Genomic DNA, 19,013 nt, shown 5'->3' on the forward strand with positions numbered 1-19,013 from the left:
GTGACGCAGCGCAATAATCCTGTGCAGTAAGCGCGCTCGCATGAACAGGGAATGGCACCCAGGGTCAATCCGAACGCCAGGAGCAGCCGATGCACGTAGCAGAAGCGGTGTCGCCCACGAGCCCGCCCCTCTTCCTCGCCACGAAGGTTTATCCACCGCGCCTGCCCGCCGGCCTGATCGACCGGCCACGGCTCGTCGCACTCGCCGACAAGGCCGAATCCAGGCGGCTCACCGTCATCAAGGCGCCCGCGGGGTTCGGCAAGACATCGCTGGCGCTCGCGTGGCTCAATCGGCTCACTGCGAGCGGCGCCGTCGTCGCGTGGCTTTCGCTGGATGGCGATGACGACGAACCCGCGCGCTTCTTCCATCACCTAGCGCAGGCCTTGCACAACGCCTGTTCGAATGTCGGCGCGTCCGCAATCAGCCTGACAACCGAAGCGTCGCTCATGCCCGCCCAGTCGATCGGGTCGACGCTGATCAACGAACTGTTCGAGGTCGACGATGAAATCTATCTGTTCATCGACGACTATCACCTGATCGGCCAGCCTGCCATTCACGATGCGATGGCGTACTTCATCGCGAACATCCCGTCGAATACGCATGTCGTACTCTGCACCCGCACCGATCCGCCGCTGCCGCTCGCGCAGCTGAGCGCGAAGAACGAATTGATGGAAATCGATGCCGCCGCGCTGCGCTTCAACATCGACGAAACCCGCAGCTTCGTCGAACACGAATGCCCAGGCGGCCGGCACGCGGCCGCCATCAAGTCGCTATTCGCCCACACGGAAGGCTGGGCGGCCGCGCTGCGCATTTCCGCGTCGGTACTCTCGCGTGACGAAGGCAAAACCCTTCAGGACATGAGCCCGCCATCCGGCGCATCACGGCCGTTCGCCGCGTATCTCGAAGACATGCTCAGGCGGCTGCCCGCAGAGATGGTTGGGTTCATGCTCCGCACCTCGATACTCGATCGCCTGTGCGCGCCGCTATGCGAGGCCGTCACGGGCAAGGCCGCCGGGCAGGACATGCTGGAATCGATCTCCACGCGCCAGCTACTGCTCGAACCGCTCGACATCGAAGGACACTGGTTTCGCTATCACCATCTGATGGGCGAATATCTGCGGCGACGGCTCGAAGTCCAGCATCCCACTGAAGTCGCCGGCCTGCACCGGCGCGCATGCCGGTGGTATGCCGAACAGGAGCAATGGACGGACGCTGTCAGGCATGCGATCGCCGCGGGCGATCCGGAACACGCCGTCTCGCTGATGGGCCATTGCGCAATGACGCTCGTCACGAAAGGCGATCTGCTCACGCTGCTTGGCTGGCAACGCCAGTTCCCGGCCCATCTGATGCGCGGGCAAGTCGGGATCACGCTCGCCATCGCATGGGGCATGGCGCTCGCGTTGCGTTTCGACGAAGCGCTGGCGATGCTCGACGACATCGAGCATGACGCTGGCGCAGGCAATGACGAAGGCGCCCGTAACATCCGCTGGGAATGCCAGGCGATCCGCTCGGTGATTGCCGGCTTGCAGGACGATGCGCCGCGCGCGCTCGCGATCGCGCAAACGTGTCTCGAACATCCGTCAACCGACAGCTGGACCACCAACGTCGCCTCCAACGTGGTGCGCTTCGGGCACTGGAAAGCAGGCAACCTCGGCGCGCTGTACGCGACGCCGTGGATTCCCTATTCGATCGAAGAAGACCAGCGCAACGTGTTCGCGTCCGTCTACCGGCTCTGCCTGCTCGGTCACGCCGAGATGCAGCAGATGCACTTCGTGCTCGCCGAACGCTACTTCACCGAGTCGATCCGGCTCGCCGAGCGTCATTCGGGCCCGAAGTCGATTGCGGCCGTGCTGTGCGCGCCGATGATCGCGCAAATCTGGTACGAGCAGGGGCGGCTCGACGAAGCCGAAGCGCTGCTCGTCGATCTGATGCCGCTGATCGACTTGGCCGTTCTGCTCGACAGCACGTTTTTCGCCTATCGGGTGCTGGTGCGGATCGCCATTTCGCGTGCGAACTTCGAGCACGCCTACGCGCTGCTCGATCATGCGCAATCACTCGGCTATATGCGCGGCTGGGACAGGATGATCGCCGGCGTTCACGTCGAGCGCGCGCGGCTTTATCTGAGGGAAGGCAGGATCACGGAAGCCGCCGCATGTGTCGTGCATCTGGATCAGCTGGCGGACGCGCGCGCCGCTGCTTCGAAGCCGGCGTCGCCGGAGATCGACACCTTCCGCGCTATCGCCGTGGGTTCGCTGGCGATGGAACAGCGCCGCACCAACGAAGCCGTCGAGTCGATCACGGCCGCATTGCGCAGCGTCGAAAGCCGGCATAACGACTATCTCGCGCTGCGCTTGCGCACGGTGCTCGCGCTCGTGTGGATGCGCGCAAACGATCAGGCCCGCGCCGTCGAGATCTTTCGCGACGTGCTCAATACCAGTCACGACATCTATCGCTCGATCATCGACCAGGGCGCGACAATCGGCCCGCTGCTGCAAGCAGTGCGCGACGACACGCGCTCCACTTCGACGACGAAGGAGACGCTCGCGTATCTCGACCGTCTGCTGGATGGCTGGCGCGCGCTGCACGAGCCCGGCGCGAAACCCGCTAGCGACACGGTGCGCGAAGCGTTGAGCGCAAGGGAACGCAGCATCGTCGAGCTGATTGCCCAGGGGCAGTCGAACAAGGAAATCGCACGCACCCTCGGCATCTCGCCCGAGACAGTCAAGACCTACGTGAAGAATATCTTCGTGAAGCTGAACGTCGACAAGCGGGCCCAGGCCGTTGCACGCGCGCAGGCATTGGGACTGGTTGCCGCGGGCTGATGCTGATGCCCGCATCTCGTCACGCGGCCAACGTGACAGCGTGAATCAGCACACCAACCATCCCACCCACGAACGTGCCGTTGATCCGCACATATTGCAGATCACGGCCAATCTGCACTTCGATCTTGCGGCTGACTTCATCCGCGTTCCAGCTTTTGACGACCTCGGTAATCAATGCGGAAAACAGATGCCGATAGCGCACCACGAGTTCACGCGCCAGCGCGATCCACCACGCGTTGAGCTTGCGCTGGATCGAAGGCTTGCGGCCGATGCGCCTGCCAAGCGACATCAGCCCACGCGCCAGCGTGTCGCGCACGGCCGACTGCTCACGTCCGAGATCGGCGATAACGCGTGTACGCAGCCAGTCGAGCAGTGCGCGATAGCGGCCGGGACGCCGAAAATGACGAACGCAGTCGCGCAGCAGCGACTTGCCAAAGCGGCGATGCGCCGCCGACGTCCGCAACTGCACGATCAGCGTCTGCAAGGCCTCGTCGAACTGAAGGCGCAGCGGGTGGTCCGGGCTCGCCGCGACTTCATGCAGCAGCGCGAGAATGCCCTCGATGAACTTGCGCACAATGTACGCATCGAGCGGCGCGGGCGTGTACCGCGATGCTTCGCTGAACTTGGCCTTGATCAGGTCTGCGTTCGACGTCAACCACTTTTCGAGCGCAACGAGTCCATGATCCAGCAGCGGCCGATGCCGGTCGCCTTGCGTGAGCACATCGAGCGCGTCGCCTGCCACGCGGGAGATATCGAGCGTGCGTAACTGCGGCACCACGACGCGGTCGAACAACCACGCGACGTCGGCTTCATCCATATCGTCGAGCAGTCCCGCGAGCGAGTCCGCGATCACGTTGGTGACGCCGCGGCTGTTTTCCGGCTGCGCGAGCCAGAGCGCGAGCGCCTGCGCCGCATTGTGGCCGCTCAATCTGCCGATGATCAATTCCGGCTGCAGAAAATGCTCCTCGACGAAACTGCCGAGGCTCACCGCAATGCGCGGCTGGTTGCGCGGAATGATCGCTGTATGCGGCAGCCGCAGACCCAACGGATGGCGAAACAGCGCGACGACGGCATACCAGTCCGCGATCGCGCCCGCCATCCCCGCCTCGGCGAACGCACGCGGCCATGCGAGCCACGCGTGATCGGCCTGCCACACGACACACGCCAGCAACAGGACGCACATCAGCAAGAGCAGCGCCGTCGCTGTTCGCCGCATGCGATCCAGGCCGTGAACCTTGTCGTCTTCGCGTGCGTTGGGCGCTGCCGGCCGCGCGCCGTTGTCGCCGCCCACGAAGAAACTCAACTCTCCTCCTGCCGCAGAAACCGGCGCACGACAGGCGCGACTTCATTCGCGCGCGAGATGAGAAAGAGGTGACCGTCGTCGATCACGTAAAGCGTCGCATCGCGAATCCGCGCTGCGAGAATTCTGGCGTTGGTCAGCGGCACGATGGGGTCGTCGCTGCCGTGCATCACGAGCGTCGGCTGGCGCAACGAGCCGAGCCACGGCAGGCTGGTCCAGCCCGATGCCGCGAGCAGTTGATACAGGTAGCCGCGTCCGCGCGGCGGCTGTATGTGCCGGCTGTGCGCCTTGAGCAGCGACGGATCGCGCCGGTATGCGCCGCCGTAAATGTCCGCTCCGACTTCCTGCAGGTACGCCGGATCGGTATAGCGGCGCGGCCCGATCATCTTCGACAGCACCGACAGCTTGCCCGGCACCATCAGCACGCCCGGCGAAGTCGCTGCAAGGACCAACCGACGGCAGCGTCGCGGATACAGACGCGCGAACTGCTGCGCGAGCGCGCCGCCCCACGAAACGCCGAGCACATCCACTTCGCCGTCGTGACCGAGGCGCGTCAGCAGCTTGTCGGCCAGCACCGACAAGGTCGAAAAGCGGTACGGCACGACGGGCGCTGGCGAACCGCCGACGCCCGGCACGTCGAAGATGATCACGCTCACATCGTCGAGCGCGGCGACGAACGGTTCCACCAGTTCGAGATTCGCGCCGATGCCGTTGAAGATGAGCAGCGGCGGCGATGCGTCGCTGCCCTGCCACGTTGCGACACGCAATGTCTGGCCATCGAGGTCGATCGTTCGGATTTGCATGCTGCAGGCAGATTCAGGGTTTATGTGCATTGTTATCTCCCAAATGTTCTTCTGGATGCGAGTGTTGCATTCGATGCGCCGGTGTACCGCACGCGCTGTGCAGTATTACTTCTTCTTCGGTTGAAGCAGCGCCTTCAGCTCTTCGACACGCTCGGCGACACGCTTCGTCACGACCGCGACGCTGTCCGACTGCGCGCGGTAAGCCGTGTCCGCGAGGTCCTGCACATCGACGAGCGCTTTGTGCAGCGTTTGCTTGACCGTGTCGCCCGCGTTGGCGATGGACTGTCCGCCCGGCTGCGTACACCGCGCGACGAACGCCTGCAGTTCTCCCAGCGACGTACGAAGAATCTCCGACTGCTTCTGCGCCAGCGACTGCACGCCTGCCAGCGCGGTCGTGTTGGCTTCGGCGACTGCCTCGATATCCTTGCGGCGCGATTCGACCATCGCGCTGATATCGATGCCGGGCAGCTTGAACTGTCCGAAGAGCTTCGTGTACTCGGTGAAAATGCTGTTCTTGCTGGTCGATTCCATCGTCAATACTCCATAGGGACTGCGTTAAAGAAATGTGTGAATGTCATGCTTCGAGGACGTAGGTTCCCGGCGCCTTCACGCCTGCGGGATGCCGCACGCTGCCGACCGAGGCGGGTGCGGAACGCCGCTCGCCGGAACGCTCCGCGAGCCATTTGCTCCAGTTGCCCCACCACGAGTCTTTCTCGGGCTGGGCATTGGCAAGCCACGCATCGGCGTCGGCGGGCAGCGTCGGATTGAGGAAGAACTTCGCCTTCGGATTGCCCGGCGGATTGATCAGGCTCTGGATATGCCCGGCCGAACTCAGCACGAAGCGCGTCTCGCCGCCGAAAATGCGCGCCGTGTTGTAGACGCCCTTCCACGGCGTGATGTGATCGGTCATGCCCGCCACCACGTAGGTGTCGCACTTCACCTCGGACAGGTCGATCGGCGTGCCCAGCACGGTCAACGCACGCGGTTTGCTGAACAGGTTGCCCGTGAAAATATCGAGCAGTTGCCCATGCATGCGCGCGGGCAAGCGGGTCGCGTCGTTGTTCCAGTAGAGGATGTCGAACGCGGGCGGCGCCTTGCCGAGCAGATAGTTGTTGACCCAGTAGTTCCAGACGAGATCGTTGGGTCGCATCCATGCAAACACGCGGCCCATTTCCTCACCGGCCAGCACGCCTTTCGATACGCTGTTCTGCTTCGCGGCCGCAATCGCTTCCGGCGTGGCGAACAGACCCAGTTGCGAGTCCGCCGTGTTGTCGAGCACCGCGACCATCAACGTCGCGGCATGCACGCTCTTGTCGCCGCGGCTCGCGAGGTGGCCGAGCAGCGCCGAAATCGTCATCGCACCCGAGCACGCGCCGTGCAGATTGACGTCGTCGCTGCCGGTGATCTCGCGGATCGCCGCGATCGCTTCGAGCAGCGCGGCAACGTAGGTATCGAGATCCCAGTGGCTTTGCTCCGCAGTCGGGTTGCGCCAGCTCACGACGAATGTCTGGAATTCGTTCTTCACCAGATAATCGACGATGCTCTTGCCTTCCGACAGATCGAACACGTAGAACTTGTTGATCTGCGGCGGCACGATGAGTTGCGGACGTGCATAGACATGCTCCGTTGCGGGCGCATACTGGATCAGCTCCAGCACTTCATTGCGAAACACCACCGCACCCGGCGACGTGCCGAGATTCTCGCCCACCTTGAACGCCGTCTTGTCCACCTGCGCGGGCATGCCCTGGTTTTGCAGCATATCCGTCACGAGATTGCGCACGCCGCCAAGCAGGCTCGCGCCACCCGAATCGATTACCTTCTTCAGCGCCGCCGGATTGCCGAGCAGCGTGTTGGTCGGCGACACGGCATCGGTGAAGAGCGACAACACGAACTGCGCGCGCTCCTTCGTTCTGGCGTCGAGCGCGGAACGGTCGACGAATCCCGTCAGCGCGTTGCGCCATGCGACGTAGCCCTGCATCGTCATCCGGTACATTGCGTTGTCCTGCCACGCGGGGTCGGTGAACCGCTTGTCGCCCTGCGGCGGCTTGCTGTCCGCGCTGCCGCCGAGCACCGCTATCAGATCGCGAACCAGCGCCGCTTCCTGTTCGACGACCAGCGAAGGCTGACGCAGCGCCTGCGCGCCGATCTGCTGCACCGTTGCCAGAATGTCGCGCGGGCGCAGCCCGACGAACGGGTTCGGTCCCAGCATGCCCTCCGCAGCCGATGCTGCGAGGTCGTCCGGCGGGGCGCTTTGCGCTGTGCGTTGTGTTGTACTTGTTGTGATGCTCATTTCAGTCTCCGCCATCTTCTTCTCCAGTCTCCATCCATGTCGCTTCGCTCACGCCACCAGCATCGCCAGCGACTCGGCGATCAGCGCCGGTTTCTCCTCGCCTTCGATCTGCAGTTCGTTCATCGTCTTGATGATGATCCGTCCGCCCTCTTTCTTTTCCACCGACATCAGCGTCACGCGGCTTCGCACGCGCGCGCCTGCCTTGACGGGCGTCATGAAGCGCACCTTGTCGAGCCCATAGTTCAGGCCCGCCGATGCGTCGGGAGGAATCAACCCGATCTCGATCGCCAGCGCCGCCAGCAGCGAAAGCGTCAGATAGCCGTGCGCGATCGTGCCGCCGAACGGGCTCTCGCGTTTCGCGCGTTCTACATCGACGTGAATCCATTGCCGGTCGCCCGTGCAGGCGGCGAAGGCGTCGATGCGAGGCTGATCGACGGTGACCCAATCCGACACGCCCAGTTCGCGGCCCACGCAACTATCGATCGTCGCGATGCTGTAATCCTTGATGCTCATCGTGCTTGCTCCTTGAGAGGGATCGGGTCAGGCGAACTGCTCGCGCAACCACTTCTTGTTCGTCTTGCCGACGCTCGTCTTCTGCAGCGCGTCGACGAACCTGACGATCTGCGGCACGGCGTACTTCGAGATCTGCCCCGTCTTGCTGAAACCCAGCACGTGTTGTTTGACGTCGTCTTCGCTGACCTGCGCGTCCTGCCGGAGCACCACGAGCGCGACGGGACGCTCGCCCCACTTCTCATCCTTGATGCCGATCACCGCGACTTCCGCGACGCCCGGATGCAGCGAAATCAGGCTTTCGATTTCGAGCGAAGAAATCCACTCGCCGCCCGACTTGATGACATCCTTGATGCGATCGGTAATCTGGACGTTGCCCGTGGTGTCGATGTTCGCGATGTCCTGCGTATGCAGATAGCCGCCCGCCCACAACTGCGCGGACGCTTCCGGATTGTTCAGATAGCCCTGCGTGAGCCACGGCGTGCGAACCACGATCTCGCCGTAGGCCTTGCCGTCGCGCGGCACGTCTTCCATCTGTTCGTTGACGATGCGCAAATCGACGAGCGGCACGGGAAAGCCGGTCTTGCAGCGCAGCCGCACTTCTTCGTCGAGATCGAGTGGTTCCGTGTGCAGCGGGAGCTGCGCAAGACTCAGAACCGGGCACGTCTCCGACATGCCATAGCCGACGAACACGTCGATACCGCGATCGAGCGCGGCGCGCGCGAGTCCGTGCGGCAGCGCGCCGCCGCCGATCACGATCTTCCATTTGCCGAGATCCACATGCTTCGCTTCATCGCACGAGAGCAACATGTGCAGGATCGTGCTGACGCAGTGCGAGAACGTGACACCTTCGTCGCGCACCAGCTGCACCAGACGCTCGGGCACATAACGGCCCGGATAAACCTGCTTCACGCCGAGCACCGTCGCGATATAAGGCATGCCCCACGCGTGGACATGGAACATCGGCGTGAGCGGCATATAGACGTCGCCGCGATGAAAGCGCTGGCCCGCTACCGGGCTCGCCAGCGCGGCCATCAGCGTGATGGTGTGCAACACCAGCTGGCGATGCGAGAAGTACACGCCCTTCGGCAAGCCCGTCGTGCCCGTCGTGTAGAACGTGGTGGCGCGGGTGTTCTCGTCGAAGTCGGGAAAGTCGTAGTGCGTCGCGCTCGCGGCGAGCATCGCCTCGTACTCCGTCGCGAACGGGATGGTGTGTTCGCACGCGTCGCTGCCCGGTTCGTCGATCCAGACAAAAACGCGCACCGTTTCGAGCTGATCCTTGATCGCTTCCACTACAGGCAGGAAGTCGGTATGTACGAACAGGACTTCCGCGCCCGAATGGTTGATCGTGTACGCGATCTCCGCCTGCGAGAGCCGCACATTTACCGTCTGCAGCACGGCGCCCATCATCGGCACCGCGAAGTACGACTCCAGATAGCGATGGCTGTCCCAGTCCATCACGGCAACCGTGGTGCCGTGGCGCACGCCCAGATCGTGCAGGCCGTTCGCGAGCCGCGCGATGCGCTCGCGCATCGTCGTGTAGGTCATCCGCAACTGGCCGCGGTAGACGATTTCCTGGTCCGGCGCCTGAATGAACGTCGTGTGCAGCAACTGTTTGATCAGCAGCGGATAAGCGTAGGGTGTTGGCGTCGAATCGTGCCCGGCGTCCTGCATCGTTGTCTCCTCACAAGTCGGGCGATGGCTCGGGCACACACAGGTCCGTCGAGGCCTGTCGCGCCCAGTGCATCGCGAGTGAGACCATGATCGGTTTGTTCGGAGGGATGCAACATCCCCTGAACAGGGGAGTCCCAAGCGGCGGCCGGATGGGCACACTGCGTCTGGAGGGAATGGAGGGAGGCGGCGCGGTCAACCGCTGTCAAAAGCGGGCTGTCGGCTTACGTCGAGCCTACAGTCTGGAAGCGCCGACGCTGGCCGCGCGTAGCCGTTCGATGTCGAGAATCTGGATTTCGCCGAACTTCAGGCTGATGATCTGCTGGCTTTCGAGGCTCTTGAGCAGCTGGTTCGTGGTCTGCCGCGACAGCGACACCATCGATGCAAGGCTGTCCTGCGAGAGCCGGATCTTGCTCTGCACCGCGTTGAGGCCGTCATAGCCTTCGGCGATCAGCAGCAGGCGGCTGGCGATGCGTTGCGCGGCGGGCTGCAGCGCCAGCGATTCGGTGCTCTTGAACGACAGCCTCAGGCGTTGCGCCATCAATAGCGCGAATTCGCGCCAGTAGCGCGGCGTGGCGTCGAGCAGGTTTTGCAGCGCGGCTTCGGGCACGTGCATGAACAGTGCGCGGCTGACGGCGATCGCGTCGTGCGGGCGCGGCAAGCCGTCGAACATCGAGATTTCGCCGACCCATGCAGTCGGGCCGAGCACCGCGAGCAGGGATTCCTTGCCGTCGATGCCGACCGTGCCGACGGACAGCGCGCCTTCGAGCACGGCATACAGGCCATACGAGGGATCGCCGCACCGGTACAGCAGTTGGCCTTTTTCGAGCCGCAGCAGCGTGGCGTGGCTCATTAGATAGTCCTGCAGTTCGACGGGCAGGCCGCGAAACCAGGGCGTCGATTCGAGTTGAGGACGATAGTGAAGCAGCCTGGAATCCATGCACTTCTCGACGTGTCGGCTATGCGACAGATTTTACGCGGGATTGCCGACATCATGCGTTCACGGCTTTGGCCGCCCGCGCAGTCAGAAGCGCTGTTTTCAACGCACCAACCATTGAACAAGGAGTCTCGCCGTGAGCTCATCTGATGTCAGCCTGAAGCACGCAGTGTCCCCCGCCGAATGGGAAGCACGAGTCAATCTCGCGGCGGCCTACCGCCTTGTCGCGCAGTTCGGCTGGGATGACCTCGTGTTCACGCATATCTCGGCGCGTGTGCCCGGTCCCGAGCACCATTTCCTCATCAACCCATACGGGATGATGTTCGACGAGATCACCGCGTCGTCGCTCGTCAAGATCGATCTGGACGGCCGCAAGGTGTCCGATTCGCCATACGAGGTGAATCCCGCCGGCTTCAACATCCACAGCGCAGTGCATGCGGCGCGCGAAGACGCGCTGTGCGTGATGCACACGCACTCGGTCAACGGCGTCGCTGTGTCGGCGCAGGAAGCGGGCTTGCTGCCGCTGTCGCAGCAATCGCTGGTGGTGCTCGCGTCGCTCGGCTATCACAACTACGAGGGCATCGCGCTCAACGAAGAGGAAAAGCCCCGGCTCGTGCGCGACCTCGGCAGCAACGCGTATCTGATGCTGCGCAACCACGGTCTGCTGACGGTCGGCGCGACGCCTGCCGATGCGTTCGTCGCGATGTACTTCTTCGAGGCGTCGTGCATGATCCAGGTCCGCGCGCAGGCAGGCGGCGACAAGCTCCTGCCGATCGCTCAGCCGATCCTCGACGGCATCCGCAATCAGGTGACGGCAGCCACGCGCGGCGTGAGCGCCGGACAGCTAGTGTGGCCGGGACTGCTGCGACGGCTCGACCGGAAGAACCCCGGCTATGCGGACTGACGCATAGCGATTGAAAGCACCGATGCGGGAACCGGGCGGCACGACGTTATGGGCCGTGCTTGCCGCCCAGCGCATCGGCAGAATCGGAAAGCGGCTCGATCGAGACTAGGCATGGCGAAGATCTGTATCTATGGCGCAGGTTCCATTGGCTGCTACGTTGGCGGACGGCTGCTCGCCGGTGGCAGCGACGTCACTTTCATCGCGCGCGAACGCATCGGCCGCCAGTTGCGCGAGCACGGGCTGACGCTGTCGCAGTTCGGCGATCGCCGCTGGTCGGTGCCGCCCGAGCGCATCGATGTATCGACGGACCTCACGGCGGCCGCCGCCGCGGATCTGGTGCTCGTCACCGTCAAGTCCGCGGCCACGCCGACGGTTGCGGCCGAACTGGCAGGCGTATTGCGCCCCGGGACGGTGGTGGTCAGCTTCCAGAACGGCGTCGGCAACGCCGACATCCTGCGTGCTGCCTTGCCAAACCAGACGGTGCTCGAAGGGATGGTGCCGTTCAACGTCATCGAACGCGGGCCGGGTGCCTACCATCAGGGATCGGGCGGCGAGCTGGAGGTCCGGCGCGCGCCCGCATTGCAGCCGTTCACCGGCGACTTCGCGAAGGCGGGATTGCCGCTGCAACAGCACGCCGACATGCTGCCAGTGCAGTGGGCCAAGCTGCTGCTCAACCTGAACAACGCCATCAACGCGCTGTCGAACCGGCCGCTGAAAGAAGAGCTGTCGCAGCGCGCGTATCGGCGCTGCCTCGGCATGGCGCAAGAAGAAACACTCGCGCTGCTCGCGCGCGCCGGGATTCGCCCGGCCCGTTTGACGGCCATTCCACCCGCATGGATGCCGCGCTTCCTCGGCTTGCCCGACACCTGGTTCGCACGTCTTGCACGCGCGATGCTGACCATCGACCCGCTCGCGCGCTCGTCCATGTCCGACGATCTCGCGGCGGGACGCGCGACGGAAGTCGACTGGATCAACGGTGAAGTCGTGAAGCTCGCCCATCGTCTCGGGCTCGATGCACCCGTGAACGCGCGTCTCTGCCAGCTCGTACACGAAGCCGAGCAAAGCGAGGTACGTCCCTCATGGACGGGCGACGCACTATTGGCCGAACTGCGCGCTGCTTCGCGCGGTGCAACTGTGAGGAGCCAACGCTTGCCTGCGTAGCAGGCATTGCGTTGATCGATTCACATGGCGCTCGTCACCGACACGTCCGAAGCAATGAGGACGAACCTGTGGTTCAGTGGATTGCCCTCCGCAGGGCAAGAGGCGCTCATGCGCCATTGCGAGCCGGTTACGTTGCACGCCGGTGAATACCTGTTCCGGCGCGGGGACGCGCCCAATGGTTTCTTCGGGCTCAAATGCGGCAAGCTGAAGGCCTGCACGCTGCGCGAAGACGGCAAGGAAGCGATCCTCGCCGTAATCGAGGCGGGCAACTGGTTTGGACAGACTTCGATGACCAGCCGGCAGCCGCGCCTGCGCGACGTCGTCGCGCTCGAGCGATCGAGCCTGTTCGTCGTCAGGGCCCAGGCGTTCGACGAGTTGATGCAGAACCAGGCCTTCTTCCGCGCGGTTGCTGAGTTGCAACTCATCCACATGAACTGGCTTTATCGCATGGTCGAAGACGCGACCTTGCATTCGACGCGTGCCCGTATTGCCCGCCGGCTGCTGCTGCTCGCTGCAGGCGACGTGACGATGCTGTCGCAGAGCCGCCCGGAGGTTGCCGTCTCCCACGACACGCTTGCGATGATGCTCGGCATCACGCGCCAGACGCTCTCGCTCGAACTCAAGGCGATGGCGGAGCAAGGCGCGATCGTTCTCCGGTATGGCCGGATCGAGATCTGTTCGAAGGAGATGCTGTGCTCCTTTCAGGAATCCCATTGATCGCTCCCGCCCGGCTTCAGGCGGCCTAGAACGTATGCCGCAATCCGACCATGATGCCCAGTTGCGTCGTACCGTATGCCGAACTCAACGCACTGATGCCCTGGAATTGCGCGCCAACCATGCCGCCGCGATAAAGCGAGTAATCAGCCTCCACATACGTATCCGTGCGTTTGGACAAGTTGTAATCCGCGACCAGCTGAAACTGCGTCGTGTTGCCGTCGGCGGACTGGGTCTTCCCCGTCTGGATCGTGCGCCACACGTTGGCCGAAAGATGCGTGGAATCGCCTACCAGTTGCGTGATGCCGCCGAAGAACATCTTGCGCGCGGCGAACGTGTTGAACTTGAGCGCGGTCAATTCCGGCACGCTGAACGGACCATTCGGGAAGTTGCCGACAAAGTTCGCGTCCTGCCGGTTCACGGCCCAGCCGGCCATCACCGTGGTGCCGCCGAACGCATAGGAACCGCCCGCCGTCCACGACTTCAGGTGCGCCGATGTGTTCACGGCATCACGCGAATCGAGGTATCCGGCAGCCAGGCGTAACGGCGCGCCTGGCAGAAAAATCAGCGATGCACCGATCTGACTGCCCGAGCCGAACGCGCCCGCATTGCCGCCGAACGCATACGATACTTCGGCCGTCAGGTATTGCCAGCGCGCCGCGTACTTGACCATGTTGCTGGTCCAGACGCCCTGCGCCATCATGACTTCCGGACGAAACTGATAGAAGGTCGGCAACCACGGATTGGTGATGAAGGCGCTTAACACCGCGTCGGAAAGGGGATTGATCTGCCGCCCCATCGTCAGCTTGCCATAGGTGCTGGATTGCAAGCCGACGAACGCCGTATTGAAGAATGGATAAGCGGGATCGATCACCCCGCTGTTCGGAAAAAAGCGATCTTCGAGTTCGAACACCGCCTTGTTGCCGCCGCCGAGATCTTCCGTTCCTTTGAATCCAAACACACTCTCTGTCGCGCCGCCGTTAGCGAGTCGAACAGCTGAATTGCCCTGCGGGTCCGCGTGAGTCGTGTAGCGAATGCCCGTATCGACGACGCCGTAAAACGTCACCAAAGATTGTGCATTCGATGGAACTGAATACAGTGTCGCTGTCGATATCACTCCCGCCACTATTCCGCTTCTCCGAGCGGTTTTGGACAGCATTCTCCTGACCTTCATCATGCCTCGTCTCCAACCATTATGATTATGTCGTACAGCAAAACATAGCAACGGATCAGACGACGACTACGTACGATCTGACCCGCTGCGCTCAGCGCCCGGCGCCATACCTATACGTTGCCCGGAAAATATCGTGGCAACTGCCAGAAAATTTACAATTGACGGAGAGCCTGCACGACGCAATCAATACGCGCGACGCGCGTGCTTCAGTGCGCCCCTGCTGCTGCATCGCTGGCGCCTCCGGACTTGCCTGGTTTCGTGATCCAGATCAGCGGAATGATGATGATCATGACGATGGCGGCCCCGTAGAACACGTCGTTCAATCCCATCATTGCCGCCTGCGTTTGCACGGTATGGTCGAACAGCGCGAAGGAGGCCTGCTTGCCGAGTCCGAACAGCGAATGGTAGGTATCGAGTTGCTGGTTGAAGATCGGGTTGGTCGGACTCGATTGCTGCGTCAGGATTTCATGGTGAAAGATCGTGCGGTTATTCCAGATGACGTTCGCCACCGACGTGCCGATCCCGCCGAAGAACATACGCCCGAAAGTGGACAGACCGGCTGCGGCGGGAACCTTCTCGGGCGGCTGGCCAGAGAGGATGATGACCGTCAGCGGCGCAAAGAACAGCGCCATCGGAATGCCTTGCAGCAGCGTAGGCAGGATGATGTATCCCTCGCTCAGATCCGTGTAGAAGAACGAGCGCATGTAGTAGACGATCGCGAAGCCGATGAACGCAAACGTGCCGATAATGCGCGCGTCGGAACGCGGCAGGATCTTGCCCATGATCGGCGCGCCGATCACAGCGAAAATGCCCAGCGGCGCGGTCGCGAGTCCCGCATCGACTGCGCGGTAGCCGAGGTACTCCTGCATCCACTGCGGCAGCAAAACAAGCGTCCCGAAGAAGATCCCGTAGGCGACGGCAATAGAAACCGTGCCGCCAAGAAAGTTGCGCTGCTTGAAGAGCGTGAGGTCGACAATCGGATTCTTGTCCGTCAATTCCCACACGATAAAAAGCGCAAGACCGACGGCCGCGACGATCGTCAGGATGATGATCGTATTCGACGAGAACCAGTCGAGATCCTTGCCTTTATCGAGCATCACCTGCAATGCCGCCACCCAGACGACCAGCAGCAGCAATCCAACCTTGTCCACCGGGATTTTCTTTGACGGCGTATCGCGATGCCGGTACAGCGTCCATACCATGCCCGCCGCGAACAATCCGACAGGGATATTGATGTAGAAGATCCATGACCAGCTATAGCTATCAGTGACCCAGCCGCCGAGCGCCGGTCCGACGATGGGTCCCGTCACGACGATCATCGAGAACAGCGACAGCGCCAGCGATGACTTGTTCTTGGGCCACGAACTCAGCAGCAGCGCCTGCGACATCGGAATCAGCGGCCCCGCCACAGCGCCTTGCAGTATCCGGGCAAAGAGCAGAATGGGCAACGAAGGCGCAATGCCGCACAGCCACGACGCAAGCACGAACAGCAGGATCGATCCCACGAAGAGCCGCACCTGTCCAAGGCGTTGCGTCAGCCAGCCGGTCAACGGTATCGCTACCGAGTTCGCTGCGGCAAAAACGGTGATGACCCACGTGCCTTCATCGACGGAAACGCCGAGATTGCCGGAAATGGTGGGTATCGCGACATTCGCGATCGACGAGTCGAGCACGGTCATGAAACCTGCCAGGCCGACGACGAACGAGCCTAAGGCAAGCTTGGCTCCCGTCAGCGGAGGATGATTCGTTTGTTTGGTCGTCATAGTGATCCAGACATGGTGATGCTGGCCTTCGTGAATACGGAAAAAGGGGCAGCGCGTGCATCGCATGCCCGGTCCAGATGCAAGCGCGTCACTCGTTCGCGGCGATGATGTGTGCGATCGCGTCGTTCGCCTCGTCGCCGTACTTCGCGAATACGTCGGTCTTGTAGGTCGAACGGGGATCGACGGCCGTCAGCGAAGCCGCGTTGGTATCCTTCACGTCGACGTTGACGTTCATCGACAGGCCCACGCGCAGCGGATTCTTCTCCAGTTCCTGCGGAGGAATTTCGATCCGCACGGGCAGCCGTTGGACGACCTTGATCCAGTTGCCCGTCGCGTTCTGCGCGGGCAACAGCGCCAGCGCCGACCCCGTACCCGGCGTGAAGCCGGCGACCTTGCCGTGATAGACGACCGACGAGCCATAGACGTCGGCCGTCAGCTCGACGGGCTGGCCAACACGAATGTGCCGAAGCTGCCATTCCTTGAAGTTCGCATCGACCCATACCTGATTGAGCGGAACCACCGACATCAGCGGCGTCCCGGTGGAAACGCGCTGCCCGACCTGGACGCTGCGCTGCGCGACGTAGCCCGTGACGGGCGCCGGCAACGTGGTGCGTGCATAGGCGAGGTACGCATCCCGCACATGGGCGGCGCTGGCCTGCACGTCGGGGTGTGCTTCGATCGACGTGTTGGCCGTCAGCGCGCGGTTGGCGCCGAGTTGCTGCTTCGCGGCGTCGAGCGCGGCCTGCGCCGACTTGACGGCATCGCGTGCGTGCGAAATGTCTTCGTCCGACACGGCGCCCGTCATACCCGGAGAAAGCCGGCGACGCAGATCGTCCTGTGCCTTCGACAGATCCGATTGACGCTGCGCGATATCCGCGCGGTATTTGTCGTCGTTGACGTAGAGGCCGTGTACGTGTCGAACGGTCTGGCCAAGGTTCGCTTCGGCCTGTTGCAGGGCAATGCGCGCATCGGCAGGGTCAATCTGCACGACAGGCTCGCCCTCCTTCACGACCTGCGTGTTGTCCGCGTTGACGCCGATCACCGTTCCTCCGACCTGAGGGGTGATCTGAACGACGTTGCCGTTCACATACGCATCGTCCGTTTCGACGTGAAAGCGCGCGACCGTGTAGTAGTAGGCTCCGTACGCTGCGCCGGATGCAGCCAGCGTAGCGGCGAGCAACGCCAGCAGCAGTTTGCGCTTTCCGGCTTTCTTCGGCGGCTCGATTAGGTGTCGGGGTTGGGGTTGGGATTGAGGTGCATTCATCGTTGAACTCCAGCAAGGCTTGATCGACGCCGTCCATCGTTTGATGGCGGCGGCTCGAATGGGTTAGTCGGTTGTCTTGACGTTCGAAGGGGTTGGAATCGGCGTGTCGGTGCTCGACGCGAGGCCGGCTTGCGTTGCGTCGAAGCCGCCGCCCATCGCCTTGATCAGGCCGATTTGCTGATCGCGGCGCGCCATCTGCAGGTTGATGACGGACTTTTCGGCTGCTAGACGGTTGTCGTCGGCGTTCAACACCTGAAGTTGCTCGCTCAGTCCAGATCGGTAGCGAACCAGCGCCAGTTGATACGCCTTGGTCTGCGCGTCCAGCGCCTGCTGCGAGTCGACCAGTTGCCGATCGGTCGACTGGATCTGCGAAACCTGCGTAGCAACATCCGACAGCGCGTTGATCAACGTGTGGTTGTAATTCGCCACGTCGTAGTCGAAGTCCGCATAGCGCTCCTTCAGTTGCGATCGCAGCGCCTCGGCATCGAAAATCGGCAAATGGATTGCCGGTCCCGCCTGCATCTGACGACTCGATGCCGTGAGGAAACGTCCCCACCCAAATGCGTCGAGACCCGCCGACAGCGAAAGATTGACGTCCGGGTAGAACTCGGCCTTCGCCTCCTTCACGTCATGCATGGCCGCAGCGACCTGCCAGTAAGCAGCCACGATATCGGGCCGTCGCGAGATGAGGTCGGCCGGAAGGTTGTCCGGCAACGCGACCACACGGCTCGCGCCGAATGAAGGATTGGCGACCTTCAGTCCACGGTCCGGCCCCTGCCCCAGCAACGCGCCCAACTGGTAACGCACCGTTGTGATCTGCCCGTCGAGATCGCTAACGCTCGAGCGGCTGGTTGCTGTTTCGCCGTACGCAGTCTGCTTTTCGACGTTCGTATCGAGGCCTGCGCCGACGCGTCCATCCGTGATCCGCCCGATGTCCTCGCGATTGCGCACTTCGCGACTCTCGACGTCGCGCAATGCGTAAAGGAGCGCGAGGCGGTTGTAGGTGCTTGCGACCGACGCAGCAAGCGTCACGCGGACCTCTTCGGCTTCCGCCTGGGTAACCCTTTCCTTCGAGACGGCCTGACGAAGCCGCTCGCGATTCTTGCCCCACAGGTCGAGGTCCCACGACGCGCTGACGAGCAGATTGTTTTCGCTTTGCGTCGAGCCCGCATAGGGTGGCGGCACGATCGCGTTGGCCGAGAAGTGTTCGCGGGTCCACGAGTAACTACCGCTTACGTTGGGATAGAGCAAGGATTTCGCGCTGCCGACATAGGACGTCGCTTTCTCGATGCGGGCGCGCGCCTGATCGATGGTCGGGTTGTCCTTCAGCGCTTCGTCAATCAGTTTCGGCAGTTGTGGATCGCCGAACTGCTGCGCCCAATCGAGTGCGGGCCATTGACCGCCCTGGTCCGGCAAGCTCTGCTTCGTTTCATAGGTCGAAGGAGACTCGATTTTCTTGTCACTCTTGATACCGGCGTAGTTGACGCATCCCGCCAGGCTGAATGCTGCGACTGCCGCAGCGAGCAACGCAGCCGGTTTGCCGGCGAACAACCCGCGTCGCCCTCCGTTCGATCTGCTTTCCAATGTCCTCATGTTCAATTGCGTGATCATGCTTCGGCATCCGTTAAAAAGTGTATATGCACATGCTAGGATTCGTTGAGGCGCTCATCAATGCTCGGGAATGCATCAGTTTGTTGCCG

Annotated in this window: 15 protein-coding genes; 4 read left to right on the forward strand and 11 right to left on the reverse strand. The window is 62.7% G+C overall.

Annotated features, from left to right (window positions below):
* The first annotated feature begins 89 nt into the window (after positions 1-89).
* Positions 90-2,822: a helix-turn-helix transcriptional regulator gene (locus tag C2L65_RS38365; RefSeq protein ID WP_042305510.1), complete on the forward strand. Its 2,733-nt coding sequence runs from the start codon at positions 90-92 to the stop codon at positions 2,820-2,822.
* A 19-nt stretch (positions 2,823-2,841) separates the two neighbouring features.
* Here C2L65_RS38365 and C2L65_RS38370 read toward each other — a convergent pair whose 3' ends face one another.
* The 7 genes from C2L65_RS38370 to C2L65_RS38400 all read right to left on the reverse strand — a co-directional run bounded on the left by C2L65_RS38370 (position 2,842) and on the right by C2L65_RS38400 (position 10,336).
* Positions 2,842-4,125 (reverse strand): DUF445 domain-containing protein, encoded by a 1,284-nt coding sequence (locus C2L65_RS38370; protein WP_042305509.1) that lies wholly within the window; start codon positions 4,123-4,125, stop codon positions 2,842-2,844.
* Positions 4,122-4,955: a poly(3-hydroxyalkanoate) depolymerase gene (gene phaZ / locus C2L65_RS38375; protein ID WP_042305508.1), complete on the reverse strand. Its 834-nt coding sequence runs from the start codon at positions 4,953-4,955 to the stop codon at positions 4,122-4,124. The genes C2L65_RS38370 and phaZ overlap by 4 nt, the downstream gene beginning before the upstream one ends.
* 75 nt (positions 4,956-5,030) lie before the next feature.
* On the reverse strand, positions 5,031-5,456 hold the full coding sequence (locus C2L65_RS38380) for a phasin family protein (protein ID WP_042305507.1): 426 nt from the start codon (positions 5,454-5,456) through the stop codon (positions 5,031-5,033).
* Between the two features lie 43 nt (positions 5,457-5,499).
* Positions 5,500-7,215 carry an alpha/beta fold hydrolase gene (locus C2L65_RS38385; RefSeq protein WP_233446641.1) on the reverse strand — a complete coding sequence of 572 codons (1,716 nt, stop codon included), beginning with the start codon at positions 7,213-7,215 and terminating at the stop codon, positions 5,500-5,502.
* A 48-nt stretch (positions 7,216-7,263) separates the two neighbouring features.
* The gene (locus tag C2L65_RS38390; protein WP_042305505.1) at positions 7,264-7,728 is read right to left on the reverse strand and encodes a MaoC family dehydratase; all 465 of its coding nucleotides are present in this window, start codon (positions 7,726-7,728) and stop codon (positions 7,264-7,266) included.
* A gap of 27 nt (positions 7,729-7,755) precedes the next feature.
* Positions 7,756-9,399 (reverse strand): fatty acid--CoA ligase, encoded by a 1,644-nt coding sequence (locus tag C2L65_RS38395; RefSeq protein WP_042305504.1) that lies wholly within the window; start codon positions 9,397-9,399, stop codon positions 7,756-7,758.
* A 232-nt stretch (positions 9,400-9,631) separates the two neighbouring features.
* A complete protein-coding gene (locus C2L65_RS38400) occupies positions 9,632-10,336 on the reverse strand; it encodes a Crp/Fnr family transcriptional regulator (protein WP_042305503.1) in 705 nt (234 codons plus the stop codon).
* Positions 10,337-10,469: 133 nt separating this feature from the next.
* Between C2L65_RS38400 and C2L65_RS38405 the strand changes: the two genes are divergently transcribed.
* From C2L65_RS38405 to C2L65_RS38415, 3 genes are all read left to right on the forward strand, one after another.
* Entirely contained in the window at positions 10,470-11,237 is a 768-nt protein-coding gene (locus tag C2L65_RS38405) for a class II aldolase/adducin family protein (protein WP_042305502.1), read from the forward strand.
* Positions 11,238-11,348: 111 nt separating this feature from the next.
* Positions 11,349-12,398, forward strand: coding sequence for a 2-dehydropantoate 2-reductase (locus C2L65_RS38410; protein ID WP_042305501.1), 1,050 nt, complete (start codon positions 11,349-11,351; stop codon positions 12,396-12,398).
* A gap of 24 nt (positions 12,399-12,422) precedes the next feature.
* Positions 12,423-13,115 carry a Crp/Fnr family transcriptional regulator gene (locus tag C2L65_RS38415; RefSeq protein WP_233446642.1) on the forward strand — a complete coding sequence of 231 codons (693 nt, stop codon included), beginning with the start codon at positions 12,423-12,425 and terminating at the stop codon, positions 13,113-13,115.
* 25 nt (positions 13,116-13,140) lie between these two features.
* On the opposite strand, the gene C2L65_RS38420 is transcribed toward C2L65_RS38415, so the two are convergent.
* The 4 genes from C2L65_RS38420 to C2L65_RS38435 form a co-directional block, all read right to left on the reverse strand.
* Entirely contained in the window at positions 13,141-14,289 is a 1,149-nt protein-coding gene (locus C2L65_RS38420) for a porin (RefSeq protein WP_103254648.1), read from the reverse strand.
* 203 nt (positions 14,290-14,492) lie between these two features.
* The gene (locus C2L65_RS38425; protein WP_042305477.1) at positions 14,493-16,049 is read right to left on the reverse strand and encodes a DHA2 family efflux MFS transporter permease subunit; all 1,557 of its coding nucleotides are present in this window, start codon (positions 16,047-16,049) and stop codon (positions 14,493-14,495) included.
* 88 nt (positions 16,050-16,137) lie between these two features.
* Positions 16,138-17,313 carry an HlyD/EmrA/EmrK family protein gene (locus tag C2L65_RS38430; protein ID WP_042305476.1) on the reverse strand — a complete coding sequence of 392 codons (1,176 nt, stop codon included), beginning with the start codon at positions 17,311-17,313 and terminating at the stop codon, positions 16,138-16,140.
* Positions 17,314-17,376: 63 nt separating this feature from the next.
* The gene (locus tag C2L65_RS38435; RefSeq protein WP_233446644.1) at positions 17,377-18,924 is read right to left on the reverse strand and encodes an efflux transporter outer membrane subunit; all 1,548 of its coding nucleotides are present in this window, start codon (positions 18,922-18,924) and stop codon (positions 17,377-17,379) included.
* Positions 18,925-19,013: the final 89 nt, after the last annotated feature.

Origin of the sequence: Paraburkholderia terrae (genome assembly GCF_002902925.1) — a bacterium.
Taxonomy (GTDB): Bacteria; Pseudomonadota; Gammaproteobacteria; order Burkholderiales; family Burkholderiaceae; genus Paraburkholderia; species Paraburkholderia terrae.

Bases quoted from the DNA above. Each gene is read 5' to 3' on its own strand.
- C2L65_RS38365 (WP_042305510.1), top strand. From the start codon at position 90: ATGCACGTAGCAGAAGCGGTGTCGCCCACGAGCCCGCCCCTCTTCCTC.
- phaZ (WP_042305508.1), bottom strand. From the start codon at position 4,955: ATGCACATAAACCCTGAATCTGCCTGCAGCATGCAAATCCGAACGATC.
- C2L65_RS38380 (WP_042305507.1), bottom strand. From the start codon at position 5,456: ATGGAATCGACCAGCAAGAACAGCATTTTCACCGAGTACACGAAGCTC.
- C2L65_RS38385 (WP_233446641.1), bottom strand. From the start codon at position 7,215: ATGAGCATCACAACAAGTACAACACAACGCACAGCGCAAAGCGCCCCG.
- C2L65_RS38390 (WP_042305505.1), bottom strand. From the start codon at position 7,728: ATGAGCATCAAGGATTACAGCATCGCGACGATCGATAGTTGCGTGGGC.
- C2L65_RS38395 (WP_042305504.1), bottom strand. From the start codon at position 9,399: ATGCAGGACGCCGGGCACGATTCGACGCCAACACCCTACGCTTATCCG.
- C2L65_RS38400 (WP_042305503.1), bottom strand. From the start codon at position 10,336: ATGGATTCCAGGCTGCTTCACTATCGTCCTCAACTCGAATCGACGCCC.
- C2L65_RS38410 (WP_042305501.1), top strand. From the start codon at position 11,349: ATGGCGAAGATCTGTATCTATGGCGCAGGTTCCATTGGCTGCTACGTT.
- C2L65_RS38415 (WP_233446642.1), top strand. From the start codon at position 12,423: ATGGCGCTCGTCACCGACACGTCCGAAGCAATGAGGACGAACCTGTGG.
- C2L65_RS38420 (WP_103254648.1), bottom strand. From the start codon at position 14,289: ATGATGAAGGTCAGGAGAATGCTGTCCAAAACCGCTCGGAGAAGCGGA.
- C2L65_RS38425 (WP_042305477.1), bottom strand. From the start codon at position 16,049: ATGACGACCAAACAAACGAATCATCCTCCGCTGACGGGAGCCAAGCTT.
- C2L65_RS38430 (WP_042305476.1), bottom strand. From the start codon at position 17,313: ATGAATGCACCTCAATCCCAACCCCAACCCCGACACCTAATCGAGCCG.
- C2L65_RS38435 (WP_233446644.1), bottom strand. From the start codon at position 18,924: ATGATCACGCAATTGAACATGAGGACATTGGAAAGCAGATCGAACGGA.